Here is a 21,857-nt window from a genome sequence, read left to right on the forward strand (position 1 = left end):
TTACGCTCCCGGACAGGGCTTGTCGTTGGCCTCCTTGGGCCATGACCCGTAGCGCATGCAGGCTTCGAAGCACGCCTTGCACTGCGTCTCGCCCCAGACGCGGCCCTCAACGCTTCCACCGCCAGCATCGATGCACCTGTCGTAGGCTGGCGTGCAGATGTCCTTGCGCCATCTTTCCTTCTCCGCGCGAGTCGGGAGCTTGGGAACCGCTGCATTTATTCGTTCAACCGACTGCGGCGGGGGCGTCACGCCACACCTCTCGTACTGGCCGGGGTTCATCTTCAGGCAGCAGGTGGCGGTGCTGTCCGTCTGGTTGCACTCGACGTCCGCGAGTGCCGCATCTGCACCCGCACACCCCGAGGCCAACATCATGGCGATGACAACCTCTAGGCGCGGGCCGCACGTGCTGCCCGATCTGCCAGGTCCCAAGAAGTGCATGAGCCCTCCTACGGTGGGTTGTCATGCGATTCTGGACCAGGTCGCAAAGACCATCAATCCAAGTAATGCGGTAATTCCTCGCCGCGTGGGGTTATCAACACGTCCAACCGTCTACTGGCCAATCAGCCGGGTTTCAGGTGAGGGTTACCCACTCCAACAGGTTGAGGCAAGCTACCGACTTGCGCAGTTGCACGGGACTTTCTTCAGGGGGCCACTCGTGTTACCTGAAAGGAACTCATTCTTCAATATGAGAACCTGAAAGGTTCAGGAGGCATCCTCGTGAACGAGCAACCAGGCAGCGGCAGCTTCCCCATCCGCCCCTCGGGTCCTGACGGTCTTCTCTTCGAGGGACCCGAGTACCGCTACACCTTCGTCGCTCCGCTGGCGGACGCACATGATCCCATGGCCATTGCCCGGCGCACCTCCTTGCACGGGGAGAGCGTTCCGTGCCTCGTCATCCTCAAGGGCGTGAAGATGCCGCCCGAGGACGAGCGCCGCCAGCGGGCCGTGGAGGAAGTGCAGCTCGCCACACGGCTGCGCCACCCCGGCATCGCCCAGGTGTACGGGCTGGCGGAGCACCAGGGCGAGCCCTACGTGGTGATGGAGCACGCCCCGGGCCTCTTCCTGGCGACGGCCATGGAGACGGCGCTGCTGCTGGGCAGGAGGCTCGCACCGGCCCATGCCGTCTACATCGCCGCCGAGGTGGCCGACGCGCTCCACTCCGCCTGGAACAGCCAGGACGAGGCGGGCCGGCCGCTGCACGTCGTCCACCGGGCGGTGAGCCCCATGAGCATCCGGCTGGAGTCCAGCGGCCGGGTGAAGCTCACCGACTTCGGCGTGGCGTACTCGCGGATGGTGGGACGGCTGGACACGCCCTCCAAGGTGCTGCGCGCGGAGCTGGACTATGCCGCGCCCGAGGTGGTGCGCCATCAGGAGCCGGATGGGCGGGCCGACCTCTACTCGCTGGGCATGGTGCTGCTGGAGATGCTGTCGGGTCAGTACCCGCTGGACTCCCCGGACGAGAGGCTGCCTTTCCCTGAGTCCCCGGAAGCAGTCCGGTACAGCGCTCGCGTGCGCGCCGAGCGTCCCACCTGGACGAGCGTGGGGGAGCTGGCTGACCGCATCCTGAGCTTCGGCCCGGAGGACGTGGAGCGCGTGGCCCGCAAGGTGCCCGAGCCGCTCAAGCGGATTCTCCACAAGGCCCTGCGCGGCAACCCGGACGAGCGCTACCAGAGTGGCGGAGAGATGAGGGACGAGCTGTGCGCATGGCTGAGCGGCCAGGGCAAGCGGTTCGGACGCTCCAGGGCAGCGGCGGAACTGCGAGCCCTCGACCGCGACAAGCCAGCTCCCCAGGAGACAGGCGCCTTCCCCATCGAGAAGGGCGTCCTGCTCACTCCCGAGGAGGAAGCCACGGCCGAGGAGGAAGAGAAGGAGCGGAGCGAGTGACCATGAAGAACGGCACGCACCTGATGAAGAAGAAGCTGACCGTCCACCTGGGAGAAATGCTGCGAGAGGCCCGGCTCGAGGCCGAGCTGACCCAGGCGGACGTGGCCGAGCGCGTGGGAGTGGTCACCGAGGTGTACGGGCGGATGGAGCGGGGCCACCTGACGCCCAGCGTCCTCACCCTGTGCAAGCTGTGCATGGTGCTGCGGGTGGATGCCAGTGCCGCCCTGGGACTGCAAACGGGCGAGGCGACGGCCTGGTTGAAGGAGTCCGAGCCCACCTCGGAGGAATCGCCGCAGATGCGCCGTCTGCTGCGCACCCTGCGCCAGTTGGACGACAAGCAGCTCACCGCTGTCGGTGACATGGCGCGCAGCCTCGTGCAGCCCGAGGCCCGTTAGCTCTCGCCCGAGAGGTGGGTGTCGGCCGTCTCCAGCAGCTTGCGCAAGAGCGCCAACCTCTCCGGCGGCCAGCCCTGCAAGATGTGGATGATGCGGCTCAGCTCCGGGTGCTCACCAGCCTCGGGTGGAGGGGTCGGCACCGTTGCCTCGTGGGCCTGAGTACCCAGGGACAGGAGCGCATCCGAGGAGATGCCCAGGGTCTCGCAGATGCGCCGTAGCGTGGGCACGCTGGGCACCATCGCGCCCCGCTCGACCCGGCCGTAGACGCCGGACTTCAGGCGCACCTTCTTGGCCACCTCCGCCTGCGTGAGGCCCAGCCGCAGGCGAGCAGCCCGGGCCGCGTCCCCCAGCGCGTGTCGCAGCTTCTCGTCCATGGTGTGCGTCTACCGCAACAGGAGGGGGACCGCGATGATCAACATCAACACGTGACGGGGACCTACCTGATGGCGGCTGCTCCCCCCCTCTATGACAACTTCGAGTTCGACTGGTGAGCAGCTCGGGCGGTGCGAGCCCAGGTGGCTGCGCCCAAGCCCGAGGAGCAGGACCAGGCCAAGGAGCTGCGCGTGATGCTGCGGCTCGTAGGGAGATGCTCCCGATTTCGTTCTGTCAGCCATCCCTGGAGACGTCGACTCATATTCTGGGCTGGAGGCTGGCGCTCTGAGGTACCGTCCGCTGTACGGGCCTGACGGAGACACCATGAACCGAGCGCTGCACCTGCTGGCGGACGATCCCATCTTCGAGTCCCGCGACGACAAGCTCAACCGCTGGGGCTTCGCCCGCCAGATCGTTGAGGTCATCCAGAGGTTGCCCGCGAAGGAGTCGAGCACCGTGCTCGCGCTGATCGGCCCGTGGGGGAGCGGGAAGTCCTCGCTGCTGGGGTTGGTGACGCGCTCCTTGGAGACCTACCACTCCGACGAGTGGAAGGTGGTGGCCTTCAACCCGTGGGAGGTGTCCTCGCTCGACGGGTTGATGATCGGCTTCTTCGAGGCCATCTCCAGCGCGATCCCCGACGACTTCCAGACGAAGACGGCGGGCGAGACGCTGCAGAGCTACGCCAGCAAGCTGCTGTCGCTGGGGGGCGCATTCAAGGTCCCCAGTGCGATTCTGGCGAACGCCATGGGGTTCCTCGACCCGGGCAAGCTGGCCGAGACGCTCGGGAAGCTCCTGGACAGCAAGGCCTCGACCCAGAAGCTCAAGAAGCGGCTGGAGGTGGCGCTCGCGGATCTCCCGCAGCGCATCCTGGTCGTCATCGATGATCTGGACCGGCTGATGCCAGACGAGCTGCTGATGGTGTTCAAGCTGATCCGGCTCCTGGGACGGCTGCCGGGCATCCACTATCTGCTCGCCTATGACGAGCAGACGCTCCTGTCGGTGCTGAAGGAGAGCCAGTTGGCGCGGGGCAGCCCGGACCGGGCGCTCGCGTACCTGGAGAAGATCGTCCAGGTCCGGCTGGACCTGCCCACCGTGCACCGGGTGCAGGCGGAGGAGATGATCCAGAGCTGTGTGGAGGATCTCCTCTCCGGGCTGCGCAAGCCCATCACCGATCAGGAGAAGGCCCGGCTGCAGGCGCTGCTGAAGAGCGATCTCCTGATGAGGCTGAACGAGCCGCGCAGCATCAAGCGGTTCTTCGCCCAAGTCGCGGCGTACCTCCCTCTGGTGGTGCATCGGGTGGACCTGCCGGACTTCGTCGCGCTGAGCTACGTGCGCACGTTCTACCCGCTGCTGTACCGCGAGCTGCATCGCCGCAAGCAGGAGCTGCTCACGAACAAGGGGCCCACCGATAGTATGGGCAGGCAGCTGCAGTGGCCCGTCATCGCCACGAGCGCTGGCGTGCCGGAATCCGAGGCCACGACGATCGTCAAGCTCATCGCGGCGGTCTTCCCGGCGGGCTCTTTCTCATCCTCGGGCGGGGATCTCCTCGGCGGGACCACCGAGCGGCGGGCTGCGGATACGCACTACTTCGAGCGGTACTTCTACTTCGGTGTGCCGCCGGGAGATGTGTCCGAGGACGAGATCGAGAAGGTGTTCTCCACCCTGGGGAGGGCAGGGACCGAAGCGGAAAGGGCCCGGCTCGAGGGTTGGCTCCGGGAGAGTTTCGAGCTGGTCCTCCCAAAGCTGAAGGCGCTGGAGCCTGGCCTTGACGCGCTCCAGAGAGCCCACCTCCTGATCGTACTCGCGCGCCGGTACCGGGCGGCGCATGAGAGCGGTGAGGACCTGCTCCAGCGCACCGACTTCCGGGACCTGTCACTCCATTTGCTCGTGGTCCTCTCCGAGGGTGCAACAGAGCTCGTGAGTCTGGCCCTCACGGACTCCATGGAGATCCGCTTCCTCTTCCGGCTGATGCGACTCCGTGTGCTGCTGCCCGCGAGTGACCGGCAAGGAGGGAGGGAGCTGCTGCTCAGGATCGCTCACCGGGTGCCGGAGATTCTCGCCGCCATGACGAACCAGGAGCTGCCCAAGGTGCAGTGGTGCATCGCCATGGCGGCCACCTGGGCGGAGGTTGAAGGACGCAAGCGCGTGCATGACTGGATGGTCGCGGAGTTGGAGCGCGCAGAGAGTTCCTGGCGAGTCGAGGACCTCCTCGGGTGCTGCGTTGTAGGGGTCAAGCCCGTCTCGGGAGGGTACCAAGTGGGGGAGTTCTTCACTCTCGACACGATGACACTCGAGGCGGTCGTACCCAGGGCCTGGTTGCTGGAGAAGTTGAAGGACAGGATCCAGAACGCCACCGAGACGGTGCTGCAGGACACACATAGGCAGGTGCCGTTCGCGGCCCTCATCAGCTATGGGCTGTGGAGACTCCACGAGTCGATCAACGACGTCAAAGAGGAAGTGGCGCGCCTCGCCGGGGCCCCCGATGAACGAGGGGATGCTGGGTGAGCCCCATCCCGTTGCAGCGTCAGATTACCGATGCGGCTCGTTCGTGGGGATGTAGCTTTCCTGGAGCAGGTGCTTCTTGAACGCGCGGCGTATGCGTATAGGCGGGATAGAGGCCATGTTGGGGGTGAGGGCAGGAGCGGAGGTGCCGAGGAGGAGCGCTGACAGGCGCCGGCCGAGCAGTGAGCCAAGCGGGTGGACAGGCCGCGCAGCCCCTTGAGATACACGACTGCCCAGGCCGACCTCCCATGGGGGGAGAGGTAGGCACGCAGGTGAACACGTCCGCCAGCAGCGTGGCGAGGTTGTCCCTCACCGCCGCATACAGCACCGTCCCCTCCGGCTGTCTCCGCCGGTACTCCCACCCGCGCTCCTCCACCTGCTCCTCCCCAGCCACTCCTCGCCAGGGCACACGCTGTCGTCAGCCTCCCACTGGGCTCCGTGGAGCCCCTGCCTGCTTGTGGGGTTCGGGACCTATGAGAGCAGGATGCGGAGGAGGGTCGCAGCCCGCGCCGGGTTGCCTCCTTCCAGGGTCGCCAGGGCCGCCGCGACGTGCTTTGCTACATTGCTACAGCAGACCCGCTCTGGAGCGCTCTCAACACAGCTCGGCGTGGGGTAGGGGAAGGTGTTGGCCGCCGTAATCCGCTGCGGGGAGCGGCTCCTTTGCCTCCCCATCTCGCCGGAGAGACGCACAGGGATGGGTCCAACCCAGGAGGACTCAAGGGTCTCGTGGGGTGAGGACGAGGCCGTCGAGGACACCGTAGGCGTAGAGGGCAGCGAATGCGTAGGCCCCCACGAGGTAGGAGATGTTGAGCCCTCGGGTCACGCTCGCGTCCCCGGCGCTGTACCGCCCGTCGGGGCCTCGCAGCGCCAGCGCCGTGTCCAGCGCTGCCGCGGAAATGGCCAGACTCGCCCCCTGCGTCACCGCCAGCACGGTTCCCTGGGTGCGCCGGCCGTGCTGGAAGTGGCCCACGCCGAAGGGCACCAAGTACCAGCCACGCGAGGGGGAGGCTGTTCCCCGGAGTGCCAGATCCGCCGCGGAGGGCTCGGGGGTTGAAGGGAGGGGCGGCGTGAGGGAGGGCGGACGGCGCATGGCGGTCATCGCGCCGATGCGCTCCCGATGAACGGTGCGCACGCGCTCCACGAAGGCGATGAAGTCCGGAGGGTATAGCAGCGGAGCTGACGAGACTTGACATGCTCCGGCCGGTGGAGAGGCTTCCAAGAACGCCGCGACGGCATGGGTACGCGCCGCCTGGGCGACATCGAGTGTGAGGAGCGGATGACAGGGGCCATCGTTGCAATGAGCGGCTTCCACTATCAGGTCCGGGTGACCGTTTGGATGGCCCTGGAGCTGATGTTCCATCGCCGCGTATGCGACGGCATCACCGTCGAGCCGGTGGATCGCGAGGACATCGAGGCGGTCCTGCGGAGGGCCGCGAACCCCGAAGGTGAAGAACACGCGGAGGCCCGCGCGGTCGTTGGCCTGAGCGACTCGCGCCTGAACGTCCAGGTGAAGCGGCGCGCCGCGCATTGGACGTCCGGGGACTTCACCAGCTTGATGACGGCGAGCATCGCGGAGCCAGACGCATCCACGAGTAACCGCCGCACGCCCCCCCTCGTCGCACTGAGGGACCCCTCCACCCGGTACCTCCTCGTCACCTCCTCGCAGGCGACAGGCGAGCACCTGCCGTCGCTGCGCGTACCGGAGTTTACCGCGGCCCCCATCGAGCCTCGACTCCCCGTGGCCGTGGAGGAGGCCGCACGGAAGCAGGGGCTCGATCCGGCACGGCTCGCCCCGCGTATCGCCATCATGGACATGTGCTCCGAGGAACTGGTCACACGCCGGTCCAAGGATCTGCTGATGACCCACGGGCACGTCCCGTCGACGCGCGTCGACGCATGCCTCGACCTCCTGGAGCGGCAGGTCTGGAGCAGGCTCCAGGGAACACACCCCGGACAATGGCGGCGAGAGGAGCTCGAGCAGGTCATCTGCTCGCCGGAGAGCGGAGGACGGCCGCGGAGCTCGCCGGAGCTCGTCGGCTTCGTTCCACCTGTCTCCTTTCGGATCGCGCAGGAGCGGTTGCAGGAACTCCATGCCGTCTTCCTGCTCGGCCCGCCTGGGAGCGGAAAGAGCCTGACGGCCACGACCCTGACGGAAGAGCTCCGACGGGAGGGGGTGCCCTTCGAGCTGGTTCTCGATCCGTCATGGCTCGAGGTCGACGAGCGCATACGGCTACCCGGCCGGCACCTCTTCGCCTTCGAGGACCCGTGGGGAAAATACCAGCGACGCGAGGGGCGTGAGGGGTGGGCCTCGGACCTGCTTGAGAGACTGAGGCGGGCGGGACCCGACAAGAAGTTCCTCCTCACCTCCGCATGGGGCCTCTACCCGGGGCCCGTCACGGAAAAGGAGCGGGAGAAGCTCGCCAGGTTCCAGGTCACGCTCAGCGCGGAGGACTACCCGCTGGAGGCCCGTGCCGAGATCGCGCGGCGCCGCCTGGGCGCCGCTGGAACCTGGCGAGCGGAGTGGCTGGAGGAGCACATCCCCGAGCTCGTTCGACGAACGGGCAATCCACTGGTGCTTGTCGAGTTCGTGGACCAGCTCGCTGGCCTCGAGACCCGCGAGAAGGCCAACTTCGAGTGCCTCCTCGCGGGAGCGCAGCACGAGATGCTCAGTGAGCGTCTTGCCAGGGAAGTCAGGGAGCGGGGTCTGTCCTTCGCCCTGGGTGCGCTCGTCATCTGGGCGTTGCTGACCACGAAGGGCACCGTGACGGAGGAGGCCGCCGGCCATTTCGGCCGAGCGCTGAGCGGGGCCATGGACGGCCAGGAAGTACGGGCCGTGGGTGTCCTGCGGTGGCTGCGTGACCGCCGCTCGCTGCGCGAGCGGACCACGGGCTACACCGTGCACCCCTTGCTCCAGAAGGGGCTCGAGCTGGCCTGGAAGAGTGACGACTTCGTGGACGCCATCGAACACGCGCGCGCGGACCTCGTCGAGAAGCTCATCCAGGAAGAGGACTTCGGGTGGGCGGTCACCATGCTCGAGGCCTTCCAGCCGTCTGTCCTCGTGTTGAGACCCACACGCCAGAAGGCGCTCGACACCTGGCTCCGCGACGGCGTGCTGGAAGCGCCGACACCCCACGCATTCGCTCAGTCCCTGTATCTCCTCCGAGCGTTCTCGAGGGCCGCCGATGCCGTGAAGAAGGTCACCGACGCCCTGCTGAACGACCAGCGGATGCCGGATGGCCTGAGTACCTTGCGATGGGTCGCTCCACGCTGGGCCGACGAGGAACTGGCCCAGATAGCGAAGGACGCCGCGGCCCGTCAGCTCGCCGGACGATACGTCGAGTGGATGCTCCCATTCACCGAACTCCCACTCGAGAACCACGAGCGTCGTCCGGAGTTCCTTCGTCGCTTCGGCTGGAACCTCGCGCCCGAGTACCTCCGTGGGCTCGACAGCGTGCTCGACAATGCGCCCGCCGGCACGACGGGAGAGTTCCAGGAGTTGGTGCTGGGTGCCCTGCTGGAAGGAGCGCCCTTCGAGGACGTGCTGATGCGCTGCGTGCGCGCCCTCCGGGCACATGAGCACGAATGGAACAAGCGGGTCCCTGAGACCGACTGGGGCGAGCAGGTGATGGACACCATGGCCCAGGAGCACTTCTCGGAGAAGGCCTCGGAGGGGGACGGGTGGCTCCAGGACGGGCTTACAACCGCCGTCTCCTGGAGGAGGCGGCAGCCCGAGGGCTGGCGGTGGATCCTCACGCATCCGGAGCAAGCGTCCTTGATCCGCCCCTGGGCCATGAGCCTGCTCAAGCGAGGACAAGACATGACCCCGGACGAGTTCGATGCGCTCATCGAGCTCGCGGAGACACACGACCAGGATGACGACGTGTGGAACCAGTTCCCCTGGGACTCCACACTTCCCACCCCCCTGGTGGAGACGTGGCTCCTTCGGCTGGAGGCGCTTCCCGCCCGACGTCTGCAACACCTCCTCCGAAAGGAGTCGCACTCCCTGGAGCCGGGCCGCTTTCAGGCGTCGTTCAGCGCCGCCCTTCGACAGGCCTCCGCGCGCCGTCGGATCGAGCTGGTGTTCGCGATGTTCCCCTTCCACCAGGGTAGCTCGGAGCATGCGGCCCTCGAGCCGATTCGTCGCCTCGTGAGAGAGGCGACACCAGGAGCGGGGCCGATCGAGAACGCGCTCCAGGCGCTGGGGGCAAAGGATGAGGAGGGGCTGATTCGCGCGACTCAGGCCTTCGACACGGAGGCGAGCGCCCTGCTTCGTGCGGTCGTGCTCAGCCAGCGACACACCTGGGCGGCGACCGCGCTCCTGTTGCTGGCGCGCGCGGGGGCGCCAATGCGCGAACAGGCCCAGCAGCTGCTCCACTCTCCGGAAAAGGAGGCGCGTTTGCGCGCCGGGCTCGCGCTGCACGCCGACCCCATGGCCAGGGAATCGGTCAAGGCCCTGCTCAAGGACCCACATTACCGCTGCCGCCGCCTGGCCATCGCGATGCTCGCGGACTCCTCGAGTGATGAGGAGCGACTGGAGCTTCTCGCGATGCACACCGACAAGAGCGGTCCCGTCCGCCAGGAGGTCGCGGAGACCATCGACCGCCTGGGCTGGCTCGACGGCATCCCGGCGCTTGAGGCGCTCGCACGAGATACATGGGACCAGTCCTGGTACGTCCACGAGGAAGACGGGGCGGATATGCCGGTGCGGAGTGCCGCCAGGCAGGCACTTGCGCGTCTCCGTCTTGGGGAGCGAGTGGAAGGGACCGAGGCGGAGCGATGGCCGGTGGGGCTGCTGAGCTACCTCGGTCGGTAACTCACGGGCTGAGCAGCACGTCTCGTAGGAGCGCGAACGTCGCCGCCAGATCCTGCAGCGACTGCTCGAGTCCTACGAAAGCAGGATGCGGAGGAGGGTCGCAGCCCGCGCCAGATTGCCCCCTTCCAGGGCATCCAGGGCCGCCGCGACGTGCCTTGCTACATTGCTACAGCAGGCCCGCGCTGGAGCGTCCTCAACACAGCCCAGCATGGGGCAGGGGGCGGCGTAACCGGCCGGAAGTCCTACGGAAACCGCTCTCGACCGCTCTGGAGCGCTCTCGCCGGAAGTCTCTGGCGGCGGGTTCGATTCCCGCCGCCTCCACTGAAGTGAAAGAGCCCCGGCCGCCATCAGGTGGGCCGGGGTTTTCTTTTTTGCGCGGGGGATGGGGGTCGTCAGGCGACACCGGCATCGGCGAGTGTCCGCTGGAGCGATTCGCGGGAGCGCCGCGCGATCTCCGCGGGCGACCGGCCCCTTCACGCGCCAAGCTCGCCTCCTCCTCACCTGCTTGGGGGAGCACTGGTGCGCGGCGCGCAGAGCGCAGGACTGCCTGCGGAGTACATCGAGCGGCTGCGCCTCGGGGGAGTAGGACCCGGACAAGTCGCGGTGAAGGCCACCAGGCCGTGACGTGAGGCTTCAGGCCACCGCTGCCACGCGCGTGGTGGCGAGCGGCAGGACCTTGCCCTCCGAGGGCTTCCACTCCACCAGCGACACCTGGGCGCCTCCGCTCGCATGCGGCTCGGCGATCACGGCGGTGAAGCGGGTCTCCAGCTTCGCCAGCTTCGCCTTCTCGGGGGCGAGCCCGGGGTTGCGCTGCAGCTCTTGGAGGAAGTCCGTCCACACCGCGTCGGACGCCTCCGGTGAGGGCAGCCGCATCACCCAGATCCAGCTGCCCGAGTTCGCGTAGACCCTTCCAGCGTCCTCCTTCCAGCGGCTTGCATGGGTGTGGCCGATGATGACCGCTCCGGCCTCGAACTTCTCCGCCAGCCGCCAGGCCTCCTTCGCCTCCGTGGGCTCCAGGCTGAAGTAGCGCTCACCGCTCTGTCCCACCACGAGCCGCTGCGTGCGCGCATAGGCGCCCAGGCAGGCGCGGGCCAGCTTGAGGCGGGCCTGGGTGAGCACCTCCTCGTCCCCGTCGAAGCTCATCGCCGAGGAACCGAGCACCCGCTCCAGCTCCTCCTGCTCCTCGGCGGTGAGGCCTGCCTCGGCGAGCCTCGGGGCCAGGCCCAGGTCCGCCGGGGCCGGCTCCTCGGGGTCGAAGCTCATCGGCATCTTCGACTTGCGGAACAGCTGCCAGAGGATGTCGAGGGAGGTGCGCTGGAACATCAGCTTCACCGCCGTGGGGTTGACGGCCAGGGCCGCCATCACCGCGCCCTGGAAGTCCGGCACCAGCAGGTCCGCGAAGCGCATTCCATACTGGCGCTTGAGCGGATTGAGCAGCGTCTTCACCAGCACGGAGCCGGCGGAGTACTGGTAGTCCTCGGCCCGCGCGCTGTCGGCGGCGCCCGGGCCGGGCAGGTGGGCGTACTCCACCTTGTTCCAGTCGTCCCCGTGCTCGCCATGGGCCAGCAGCAGCCGCGCTCCTCCCACGTCCAGCAGCTCCGGGGTGTCCCCGCGGCGGAACACGAGCCGGGCGGCCACCTCGCGCGGCTGGCGCAGCGCCTCGCGAAACACGGCTTGCACCTCGCCCAGGGCCAGCTCGATGTCATGGTTGCCCAGGCGCATGAGGACCTCACCGCCCCCGGCCAGCAGGCGTCCCAGGGAGGCGAACACCGCTGCCGTGGCGGGGCTGGTGACGAGCGCTCGCGCCTGCGCCACCGCACGCTCCGTCTGGAGCTGGAGCGGATCCTCGTTCATCAGGAAGTCGGCCGTGTCTCCATTCAGCACCACCCGGGTGGGACGATCCGCGAGCGAGTCGAGATACGCGGGGAGCGCCGTGTCTCCCGCGAAGATGTCGTAGCCCTGTCCGTTGCCCAGGTGCAGGTCACTCAGGATGACAGTGCGCATGTGAGTCCTTCGAGGGTGAGGTGCTGGGAGTCTTCAGATCTCCTCTAGCAGACCTGGGCCGCGGCGGACCAGACAGGCGCTGTCCGTGGTGGCGCTTGGGGGAGTGCGCTAGGGTTGGCGTCTCCGTCGTCATTCCGGGGGGAAGATGGGCCCGACCCAGAAGAAACCGTATGCGCTGGTGCTGGAGTTCTCGCGAGCCCGGGAGGCGGGAGACCCGTACGCCTTCCGGTTCGAGGAGCAGGATTACCAGCTCCGGCTGGAAGGCGGGGTGTTCCAGAACGCGCCCTTTCCGTGGAACCCGGGGGTGTTGGCGGACCTGGAGGCACTCGAGAGCCCCACGCCTGGGAGCGAGGCGGTGCAGCGCCTGGGCAACAACCTGCGCTCCTTCCTGGGACGGCTGGATTGGGGAATGCAGGAAGCGGCCATCGAGCAGGCGCTGGCCGAGGGCCGCGAGGTGCAGGTGTCCTTGCGCTCGGGAGCGGCGGAGCTGTACGCGCTGCCGTGGGAGCTGCTGACGCTGAAGGGGAGTGGGCAGCACCTGGGAGAGGTGCCCGGGTGCACGCTGCGCTACGAGTGGCCCCGGGCGGAGGGCCCGGCACGCACGGCTGCGCCCGCGGAGGGGGGACGCATCCTCTTCGCATGGTCCACGGCGGCAGGAGACGTGGGGGCGGAGGCGCACCAGAGAGCCATTGCGCGAGCGTGCGAGCGGGGAGACGTGCCGTTCGATGCGCGCCAGGACGTGCTCGGCAATGTGTCGCTCAAGGGGCTGGCGGAGGCGCTGAGGACGGCCCGGGAGCCCGTCGCGGTGCTCCACATCCTCTGCCATGGAAGCCAGGCAGGAGCCACCTATGGGCTGAAGTGGAATGCCTCGCGCGAGGGAGGGGAGCCGGACTTCGTGGATGGAGCGAGGCTGCGCCAGGTGCTGGCCCCGTACGCCAGCACGCTGCGCCTGGTGGTGCTGAGCGCGTGCCGGAGTGGGAGCTCGGGCGAGCCAGGCAGACACGTGGGGAGTGTGGCGCAGGAGCTGCACCGGGTGGGGATTGCGGCGGTGGTGGCCTCGCGGCTGCCGTTGTCGGTGGCGGGTTCCATCCGGATGACGGAGGTGCTGTACGAGCAGCTGCTGGGGGAGTCGTGCTCGCTGGAGCGGGCCTTGGGGGAGGCGCGGCAGCAGCTGAGACTGGAAGGGCGCCAGCTCGACTGGGCCTCGCTGCAGCTCCTTGCCCGCGCCGATGAGGGGACAGATCTCCGTCCGCTGGCGCTGAGGCCGTACCGGGGCCTGCTGGCCTTCGAGGCGAAGCACCGGCGCTTCTTCTTCGGGCGGGAGGCGCTGGCCAAGGAGCTGCGGGAGCGGGTGCGGGAGGCGGTGGAAGGGCAGCGGCCCCGCTTCCAGGTGGTGGCGGGAGCGTCGGGCGCGGGCAAGTCCTCGGTGGTGATGGCGGGGCTGGTGCCGCTGCTGCTGGAGGAGAAGGACTGGGACGCGGTGGTGGTGCGTCCGAGCGAGCTGGTGGGCGGGGGCGGGGGCTCGGAGGGGAGCTTCCCCTCGCTGGGGGGGCTGCGGAAGCGGCTGCGTGCACTCGGTTCCAGCGAGCCGGTGGTGGGAGGGCCGGGCGCCTCCGAGGCCGAGGTGCTGGAGGAAGCGCGGCGGCTGCACGAGAAGCGGCCCGGGCGGAAGCTGCTGCTGGTGGTGGACCAGTTGGAAGAGGCCTTCACCCAGCTGTCAGGCCCGGAGGAGCAGTCCGCGTTCGTGCGGGTGTTGTGGAAGCTGGCGATGCGTACCGGGGGGGAGTGCGTGGTGATGAGCACCCTGCGGGTAGACCACTTCGAGCGCTGTGGAGAGGTGGCGCTGGACGAGCGGACGCGGCTGGACAGCGTGGTGTACTCGGAGGCGCACCGCCTCTTCGTGGGGCGCATGGGCGAGGAGGAACTGGCGGCGGCCATCGAGAAGCCCGCCCGAGCGGTGGGGTTGGAGCTGGAGGCCGGGCTGGTGCAGAAGCTGCTCGCGGACCTGGGCCAGGAGCCCGGAGCGTTGCCCTTGCTGGAGTACGCGCTGGACCTGCTGTGGAAGAACCGGGTGGGCCGGAGGCTGACGCACCAGGCGTACGCGGACATGAAGGGAGTGACGGGAGCGCTGACGGAGACGGCGAACCAGCTCTACGCCTCCTTGTCGAAGGCGCAGCAAGGGCAGGCGAGGCGGCTGCTGGTGAAGCTGGTGGGCTCGCGGGACATGACGAGCCCGCGGACGCGGCGGCGGGTGTGGGTGGAGGAGGTGAGACCGTCCGGGGAGGCGGCGCGCAAGGACTTCGAGGTGGTGCTGGAGAAGCTGGTGAGGAGCCGGCTGCTGGTGAACGGGGAGGAGGAGGGGCGAGTGTGGGTGCAGTTCGCGCACGAGGCGCTCATCCGGCGGTGGACGATGTTGCAGAAGTGGGTGAAGGCGGACTGGGAGCGGGAGCAGCAGCTGCGGGAGCTGGAGGCGTGGGCGGAGGCGTGGGAGGAGCACCAGCGGGGAGAGGACCGGGGTGCGTCGTACCTGCTGACGGGGGATCGGCTGGGCTACGCCCACCAGGTCCGGGACAGGTATCCCGGAGAGTTGTCGGCGAGGAGCTTGCGTCTGGTGGGGCAGTCGGATGCGGCCGAGGCGGGCAGGAAGAGGCGGCGGAAACGGGTGCTCTCCGCGATGGCCGTGCTCGTGCTGCTGTCCGTCGCTTTCGGGCTCGTGGCGGCGTGGCAGGGAAGGCAGGCCCAGAGCCAACGGCTCGTGGTGATGGATACCTCACGAGTTGTTCACGCCAGCAACCTGCTTGGGCAGGTTCCGACCCTTGCGGCTCTGGTGCTACGTGAGGTGACGCACCCGGAAGGAACGCTGGAGTGGAGACAGACCGCCATCGACATTCTCCAGCGTCCTCTGAGCAGCGCGGTTCTTGCTGGGCACCAAGAGAGCATCAGCTCTGTCTCCTTCAGCCCGGATGGAAAGTGGGTGGTGACGGCCTCCTCGGACGGGACGGCGCGGGTGTGGAGTGCGGACGGGAAGGGCGAGCCGGTGGTGCTGCGCGGCCATGAGGATTTAGTGAAGTCCGCCGCCTTCAGCCCGGATGGCAAGTGGGTGGTGACGGCCTCCTGGGACAAGACGGCGCGGGTGTGGAGTGCGGACGGGAAGGGCGAGCCGGTGGTGCTGCGCGGCCATGAGGAGGTTGTGACTTCCGCCGCCTTCAGCCCGGATGGCAAACGGGTGGTGACGGCCTCCGCTGATAAGGCACGAATCTGGACGGTAGGGATTGCAGAACTCCAGGGTTTGCTGCACTCCGCTACGAGCATTTGCCTGGACCCGAACGAGCGCCAGCGCTTCCTTTCGGAGTCTCCCGAGGAATCACAATCAGGCCATGAGCAATGCGAGCGCTCGCACAGCCGGACGCCAGCAGCCGCGGTCCTCACCCAGTGAGTCTGTTGTCCGGATGCCCTTCCACCCCAGGTGAGGCCCATGGAGTTCGAACTGCTGCTGGCCGGTGCTGATGACCATCAACCCATCCTGAGAGAGGGATTGCCGCTCGACACCGCGGCCCGGCAGCCCAGGCCCGAGGCTCCGCGCACCCCTGAGCATCTGTATGACCAGGGCGGCGACCCGGACTCGCTGCCGCTCCAGCGCTGGGGCGTGGTGGCCCCCGAGGGTGCACGGGGAGACAGGCTGCTGGAACTGATGGCCCCGCTGCGCGCGCTGCGCCGGGAGCAGCAGGAGGGCGTGGAGCCGCGCGTCTACCGGGTGCCTCCCGGGCAGGATGCCACGCAGGCCGTCCAGTGGATGAAGACCGTCCTGCACGATGAGCGCGTCCCCACGAGGGACCAGCCCCGCTACCTGCTGCTCCTGGGCGACTTCGACGAGGTGTCGCTCGAGCTGCAGCAGGTGCTCGCCAGCGACGGCTTCGTGGGCCGGCTCGCCTTCTCCTCGGACGCCGGTTACGAGGCCTATGTGCGGAAGGTGCTGCGCTGGGCGCGCACGCCCCTGCCCGCGCGCAAGGCCCGTGCCCTCTTCTACACCGCCCACGATGGCACCGCCGCCACCACCCTGGGCTACCACGCGCTCGTGTCCCCCAGCCTCGCCAGCTGCCGTGCGCTCCAGGAGCGGGGCGACTTCCCCGCCGAGCTGCTGACCGAACTGGGCCAGCCGGCGGACTGGTCCAAGGAGCTGTTGCTGGAGCAGGTGTCCTCGCCCCAGGCCTCGCTGCTCTTCACGGTGAGTCACGGGCTGGGTGCGCCGCGGGGGGGCTGGAAGACGGTGGAGGAGCAGCGAGCGCTCCAGGGCGCCATGCACCTGGGGGCCCATGGGAGACTGGAGGCCTCTTCCCTGGCCTCCACGCCCTTCCTGCCGGGTGGCATCTGGTTCTACCTGGCCTGCTTCGGCGCGGGCACTCCCGCCCGGAGCGCCTATCACCCGTGGCTGTCCCAGCTGCGCGGGGCGGGCGAGTTCTCCGGCCGGCTGGAGCGGGTGCTGGAGTCCCTTCCCCGCGAGGGGGAGCGGCCCTTCGTCGCCGCCCTGCCGCAGGCGGTGCTGGCCAACCCCGAAGGGCCGCTGGCGGTGGTGGGACACGCGGACCTGGCCTGGACGTACTCCTTCCAGGACATGGGCCAGGACGGCCGCCCCCGCCCCTCGCGCTTCCAGGGCCTGATGAACAGCCTGGTGAGGGGCCGCCACGCGGGGGTAGGCCTGGGCGAGCTGTTCCGCTTCTTCACCCAGGCCAACACCGAGCTCACCCTGCTCTATGACCAGGAGGCGTATGCCCCGGCCTCCAGCGGGGGCAGGCCCGTGGACCCCGCGAAGCGCGCGCACCTGTGGATGCTGCGCCACGATCTCGCGGGCTACATCCTGCTCGGAGACCCGGCGGTGACGCTGCCCCTCTCACGCGAGGTGCAGGCCGCGCGGCCCCAGGCGCCCGAGGCGCGCATCTCCTCGCTGCTGGGAATGCCCGTGGCGGCGCCGAGTCCGAAGCCCTCGGCCGACGTCATGGCCGAGGCGGTGCTCGCGATGCTCTCCGGTGAGGAGAGCCAGAAGGCCATCGCCGAGCGGGTGGGGGTGACCCTCCAGGAGCTGCGCCGCTGGGAGCAGGCGTACAAGGACGCGGGACGGGCGGCCATGGAGCGGCTGCGCGCGTAGCGGCCATCGAGCTCGAGCTGGCGCTCGAGCCTCAAGTCAGGTGGGCCACCTCCACCACGAGGCGGCCCACCTTCAACTCCCGCAGCAGCCGATACAGCTTCGGGGAGAGGAGGATTTCGGGTTTCGGGTGCAACACGCCCCGTCGGGCGCCCGTGAGCTGCCTCGTCCGGACCAGGTCACTGCCGTCGTAGCTCTCCTTTCGTACCCACAACTCGGAGAGACGATTCAAACCGAGCACGTGGCCCTGAGGGCAGCGGTACTGCCCCTGCTCGTCGAGATCGAAGAGGTCGTTGCCAACCAGGGTGGGCGCAACGACATCCACCGGCGCGGAGGTGATGGTGAGCTGACGCCAGTCCTCGAGGAGACTCCCCGTTGGCCCTCGTACCGGTAGGAATCCGGCTCCCGTGATGCCATGGGTTTGAAGGGCCTGGGCCAGCCGATTCGAGATGACCATCTCCCTGGCGATCGTAAAGCTCAGATCCCGCTTCGGAATGCTTTCCGGCTCGAGGTGCAGCTCCGTTGATTGACGTGCACCTGCGCCGCAGAGGGGGCAGGCCTCCGATTCGTCATACTCCGTCCCGCACATCTCGCCGCAGGGCTCGAAGATGGAGCGGGGGCGAAGAGCAAATAACTGGGCGGATTGCATCTCCTCGGGCGTGTAGTGGCGGGAGATGGACCAGCCCGTGTAGAACGAGCGTCCTCGCCGGTTGAACTCGCGATCCAACTCGCCTATCAGGCGGACCCGCTCGTCCTTCAGGGGCAGCCGGACATTGCGGACGTTTCCCAGGCTCCTCCCTATCTTTCCCAAAAGCGAACTTGCCTCGGCTTCTCCAATCCTGAATTCGATGATCTCGCGCATGGTCAGGGATTGATTCCGATGAGTTGGGGGATGGGGTACTGGGAGTAGATCTTGAGCAGGATTTCCTGACGCCGCTGCTGAGTGGGCTCTCCCCTGTCGTAACTCCATTCCCTCCGGAACTCGCGGGTGAGCAGCTTGTGGTAGGCGGTGGGAATCCGGTACGTCGTGCCGCTCCTCGGTCCACCGAGGTACACGGGAACGAGGTGGTGGTCCTGGTATCCCTGGCTGTTGGGATAGAGCGCCTGTGCCTCGGCCAACCGCTGGACGTAGAGCTCGCGCGCGGCCTGCACCGCCGCCAGGTCCGCCGCGCGCCGCTGCATCTCCTGGCGCTGCCGCGGAGTGGGACGAGGGTTGAGCGAGGGCGGGCGCCGCACCGGAGGACCTCCCGGGCCACCTCGTCTGGGAGGGCGCCTCGACAGGAACTCACCCTGCTCGTTCCCCGCAACCTGGGCGGGTGCGGACTCGACCGTGTCCTCGAGCTCGACGACGGAGATGCGGTAGCCGGCCGAGCGCAGCGCCTCCGCGCTCCAGCCACCGAGGCTCACCTCGTCGAGTTCCACCGGGAGGAAGACGGCCCATTCATCCAGCTTGTCTGCTTCGCCACGCACCAGCAGGCTCGCCCCCGCCGGAGCCGAAGCCCCCATGCCTTCCACGAGTGGGCGGGAGGGGCTCGGGGTGCACCCCAGGAGCATGAGGACTCCCAGCAGCAGCAGGCGCATCGGAGGTGCTCCTTCCGGGCAGAGTGCGGAACCGAACGTCCAAGGTCGCACTGCCGTAAACGAGGAGCTAGCCGTTGAATTAGTGGGCGTTGACCTCCCAACGCGGCCGGTCCTCCCGCTCCGCCGGAGAGGAGCGCCCCCTGCGTCAGGGGAGTTGACGCTTGGAGTCACCTTCAGGCAAACCACTCTCCAAGACACCCGGCCGCAGCCACCGGATGCACCTGCTGGAATGGGAGCTCGGGGCGGGCTGCCCGCGTGCGCACCGAGCGTCCCACCTGGACGAGCTGCGTGCACCGGACCATGTGGAACACCGATTCCGGGGCAAGTGGAACACTGATTCCGGAGCAAGTGGAACGCCCATTCCGGCCATGTGGAACACCGATTCCGGGCAAGTGGAACGCACCCGGAAGGTAGGCCGAGGGATGGGCGACACAGTGGAGCGTTGACGGTGCTGGACGAGCCGCCGCCTCTGACCTCCCCCCAAAGGAGGACTTGATGGCGGCAGAGAGGCTGTCCATGCGCAAGCTGAGAGAGTTGTTGAGGCAGAGGTTGGAGCTGAAGCTGTCGGTGAGGGAGATAGCCCGGAGCCTGGGAATCGGCGTGGGCACGGTCAACCGCTACCTGTACCGGGCGCAGGCGGCGAAGGTGACGAGTTGGCCGCTGCCGCCGGAGTTGGATGACGACGCGGCGCTCACGGCGCTGCTGTTCGCGGACGAGGGGAAGGTGGTGGCGAGCCGGCCCGAGCCTGACTGGGCGCACGTGCACGCGGAGCTCAGGAAGAAGGGCGTCACGAAGTTGCTGCTGTGGCAGGAGTACCGGGAGACGCACCCGGAGGGCTACCAGTACAGCCAGTTCTGCGAGCGCTACGCGCGGTGGGCCAAGAGCGTGAGCGTCACCATGCGCCAGGAGCACCGGGCCGGGGAGAAGTGCTTCATGGACTTCAGCGGAGACGGGCTGCAAGTCCACGACGCGGTGAGCGGAGAGGTGCGGGTGGCGAAGCTGTACGTGGCGGTGCTGGGGGCCAGCAACTACACGTACGTGGAGCCCGTCTTCAGCGAGGACGTGGCCACGTGGGTGGGGTGCAACCAGAGGGCGTTCGCGTACTTCGGAGGCGTGTCGGAGATGGCGGTGCCCGACAACCTGAAGGCGGCGGTGACGCGCACCAACCGGTACGAGCCGGACATCAACCCCAGCTACGCGGACATGGCGCGGCACTATGGCTTCGCGGTGGTGCCAGCGAGGCCACGCAAGCCGCGGGACAAGGCGAAGGCGGAGAACGGGGTGCTGCTGGCCGAGAGGTGGATTCTGGCGGCGCTGCGCAACCGGCGCTTCACGTCGCTTGGCGAGGTACGCGAGGCGGTGGCGGTGCTGCTGGAGAAGTTGAACACGAGGCCCATGCGCAAGCTGGGCAAGAGCAGGCGGCAACTCTTCGAGGAGATGGAGAAGGCGGCCCTCAAGCCGCTGCCGGACAAGCCCTACGAGCTGGCGCACTGGAAGAAGGCGCGCGTCAACGTGGACTACCACGTGGAGCTGGAGGGGCACTGTTACAGCGTGCCCTACGGGCTGGTGGGGCAGCAGGTGGAGGTGCGCTACACGCAGTCATGCGTGGAGGTGCTGCTGGGCGGCCGGCGCGTGGCCAGCCACGTGCGCAGCGAGGAGCGCGGACGCTTCACCACCCAGGCCGAGCACATGCCGGCCAGCCACCGCGCGCACGCCCAGTGGACGCCGAGTCGAATCCTCTCCTGGGCCGCCACGGTGGGCCCCAGCACGGCGGCGCTGGTGGAGGAGTTGATGAAGCGCCGCCCCCACCCCGAGCAGGGCTTCCGCTCGGCCCTGGGCGTCATCCGCCTGGCTGAGCGCCACGGACAGCAGCGCGTGGAGAAGGCGTGCGCGCGGGCGCTGCGCCACCGCGCTTACAGCTACAAGTCCGTGGCCGCCATCCTCCAGCACCACCTCGAGGAGGTGGAGGCGGCGCACGAGGACAAGGGCCCGCTGCCCCAGCACGAGAACGTGCGCGGCGCCGACTACTACCACTGAGGCTTCCCGCGCCCGGCCACGGTGCGCGGACAACGCTCCGCGGTGCCAGCCCTCACGGCTCGGTGCCTCGGAGGACGCCTGCGCGCGCCCTTCGGGCGCGCTCCGGCGGAGCAACACCCCACAACCCCAACGAGGAGAAGAGACGATGCTGGTGGAGCAGACGCTTACGAAGCTCAACGCGATGAAGCTGTACGGCATGGCCAACTACCTGCGCACCTGGATGGAGCGGCCAGCGGACACGCAGATGGGCCCGACGGAGCTGGTGGGCCTGCTGGCGGACGCCGAGTGGGTGCACCGGGAGAACAAGAAGCTCAGCTCGCGCCTGCGCAACGCGCGGCTGCGCCAGACGGCGTGCCTGGAGGACATCGACTACAGCCTGGCGCGTGGGCTGACGAAGGCCCAGGTGCTGGAGCTGTCCACCTCGCGCTGGGTAGCGCAGGCGCAGAACGTGCTGGTGACGGGCCCCACGGGCGTGGGCAAGAGCTTCCTGGCGTGCGCGCTCGGACAGAAGGCGTGCCGTGATGGCTACGGCGTGGTGTACCGCCGCACCTCGCGTCTCTTCGACGAGCTGGCGCAGGCTCGCGCCGACGGCACCTATCCGCACCTGCTGCGCAGGCTCGCCAAGGCCCAGGTGCTGATTCTGGACGACTTCGGCCTCGAGCCCCTGGGCGCCAGCGAGCGCAAGGAACTGCTGGAGGTTTTGGAGGACAGGTATGGCTCCGGCGCCACCGTGGTGACGTCCCAACTCGATCCCAAGGACTGGCACGCGGTGATTGGTGAGGCCACTCTGGCCGACGCCATCCTCGACCGGCTGGTGCACAACGCCCACCGCCTCAAGCTCACGGGCGACTCGGTGCGCGACCCGGAAAGGAATTTGACCCGGTCCAAGAAGGGGGCGAAGTGAACCCCGGCCAGCGTCGCTGACGCTCCGACTGTTCCACATGGCCGGAACGGGTGTTCCACTTCGCCCGGAACGAGTGTTCCACTTCGCCGGAATACGCACGCTCAAGCAGCGCTACCCCAACGTACGCATAGTGGTGCGCGGGGATTCGGGCTTCGCCATGCCGCGCCTCATGCGAATGCTCGAGGAACTCAACGAGCAGTGGGGCGACGTCGACTACCTGCTGGG

Annotated in this window: 14 protein-coding genes; 8 read left to right on the forward strand and 6 right to left on the reverse strand. The window is 68.3% G+C overall.

The window, feature by feature from the left end; genetic code table 11:
* Entirely contained in the window at positions 1 to 372 is a 372-nt protein-coding gene (locus AC16DP_RS40495; RefSeq protein ID WP_329731216.1) for a hypothetical protein, read from the reverse strand.
* 345 nt (positions 373 to 717) lie between these two features.
* On the opposite strand from AC16DP_RS40495, the gene AC16DP_RS40500 reads away from it, so the two are divergent.
* Both AC16DP_RS40500 and AC16DP_RS40505 read left to right on the forward strand, forming a co-directional pair.
* A complete protein-coding gene (locus AC16DP_RS40500; protein WP_329731215.1) occupies positions 718 to 1,884 on the forward strand; it encodes a serine/threonine-protein kinase in 1,167 nt (388 codons plus the stop codon).
* A 2-nt stretch (positions 1,885 to 1,886) separates the two neighbouring features.
* On the forward strand, positions 1,887 to 2,279 hold the full coding sequence (locus AC16DP_RS40505; protein WP_329731242.1) for a helix-turn-helix transcriptional regulator: 393 nt from the start codon (positions 1,887 to 1,889) through the stop codon (positions 2,277 to 2,279).
* Here AC16DP_RS40505 and AC16DP_RS40510 read toward each other — a convergent pair.
* A complete protein-coding gene (locus AC16DP_RS40510; RefSeq protein ID WP_329731214.1) occupies positions 2,276 to 2,653 on the reverse strand; it encodes a helix-turn-helix transcriptional regulator in 378 nt (125 codons plus the stop codon). The two genes, AC16DP_RS40505 and AC16DP_RS40510, sit on opposite strands and share 4 nt — an antisense overlap.
* A 322-nt stretch (positions 2,654 to 2,975) precedes the next feature.
* Between AC16DP_RS40510 and AC16DP_RS40515 the strand changes: the two genes are divergently transcribed.
* Positions 2,976 to 5,156, forward strand: coding sequence for a KAP family P-loop NTPase fold protein (locus tag AC16DP_RS40515; protein ID WP_329731213.1), 2,181 nt, complete (start codon positions 2,976 to 2,978; stop codon positions 5,154 to 5,156).
* A gap of 712 nt (positions 5,157 to 5,868) precedes the next feature.
* Here the strand turns inward: AC16DP_RS40515 and AC16DP_RS40520 are convergent.
* On the reverse strand, positions 5,869 to 6,285 hold the full coding sequence (locus AC16DP_RS40520) for a hypothetical protein (protein ID WP_329731212.1): 417 nt from the start codon (positions 6,283 to 6,285) through the stop codon (positions 5,869 to 5,871).
* 102 nt (positions 6,286 to 6,387) lie between these two features.
* Between AC16DP_RS40520 and AC16DP_RS40525 the strand changes: the two genes are divergently transcribed.
* The gene (locus tag AC16DP_RS40525) at positions 6,388 to 9,966 is read left to right on the forward strand and encodes an nSTAND3 domain-containing NTPase (protein ID WP_329731211.1); all 3,579 of its coding nucleotides are present in this window, start codon (positions 6,388 to 6,390) and stop codon (positions 9,964 to 9,966) included.
* Between the two features lie 633 nt (positions 9,967 to 10,599).
* Here the strand turns inward: AC16DP_RS40525 and AC16DP_RS40530 are convergent.
* The gene (locus AC16DP_RS40530; RefSeq protein ID WP_329731210.1) at positions 10,600 to 11,970 is read right to left on the reverse strand and encodes a hypothetical protein; all 1,371 of its coding nucleotides are present in this window, start codon (positions 11,968 to 11,970) and stop codon (positions 10,600 to 10,602) included.
* Between the two features lie 145 nt (positions 11,971 to 12,115).
* Between AC16DP_RS40530 and AC16DP_RS40535 the strand changes: the two genes are divergently transcribed.
* Both AC16DP_RS40535 and AC16DP_RS40540 read left to right on the forward strand, forming a co-directional pair.
* A complete protein-coding gene (locus AC16DP_RS40535) occupies positions 12,116 to 15,406 on the forward strand; it encodes an nSTAND1 domain-containing NTPase (RefSeq protein WP_483956966.1) in 3,291 nt (1,096 codons plus the stop codon).
* A gap of 39 nt (positions 15,407 to 15,445) precedes the next feature.
* Entirely contained in the window at positions 15,446 to 17,113 is a 1,668-nt protein-coding gene (locus tag AC16DP_RS40540; RefSeq protein WP_329735043.1) for a helix-turn-helix domain-containing protein, read from the forward strand.
* A gap of 31 nt (positions 17,114 to 17,144) precedes the next feature.
* On the opposite strand, the gene AC16DP_RS40545 is transcribed toward AC16DP_RS40540, so the two are convergent.
* Together AC16DP_RS40545 and AC16DP_RS40550 are read right to left on the reverse strand one after the other, a co-directional pair.
* A complete protein-coding gene (locus AC16DP_RS40545; protein ID WP_329735044.1) occupies positions 17,145 to 17,972 on the reverse strand; it encodes a hypothetical protein in 828 nt (275 codons plus the stop codon).
* A 2-nt stretch (positions 17,973 to 17,974) separates the two neighbouring features.
* A complete protein-coding gene (locus tag AC16DP_RS40550; protein WP_329735045.1) occupies positions 17,975 to 18,691 on the reverse strand; it encodes a hypothetical protein in 717 nt (238 codons plus the stop codon).
* A gap of 516 nt (positions 18,692 to 19,207) precedes the next feature.
* Between AC16DP_RS40550 and istA the strand changes: the two genes are divergently transcribed.
* Both istA and istB read left to right on the forward strand, forming a co-directional pair.
* Entirely contained in the window at positions 19,208 to 20,728 is a 1,521-nt protein-coding gene (gene istA, locus AC16DP_RS40555; protein WP_329735047.1) for an IS21 family transposase, read from the forward strand.
* Positions 20,729 to 20,873: 145 nt separating this feature from the next.
* The gene (istB, locus tag AC16DP_RS40560; protein ID WP_483956967.1) at positions 20,874 to 21,632 is read left to right on the forward strand and encodes an IS21-like element helper ATPase IstB; all 759 of its coding nucleotides are present in this window, start codon (positions 20,874 to 20,876) and stop codon (positions 21,630 to 21,632) included.
* Positions 21,633 to 21,857: the final 225 nt, after the last annotated feature.

This window comes from Archangium sp. (assembly GCF_057119385.1).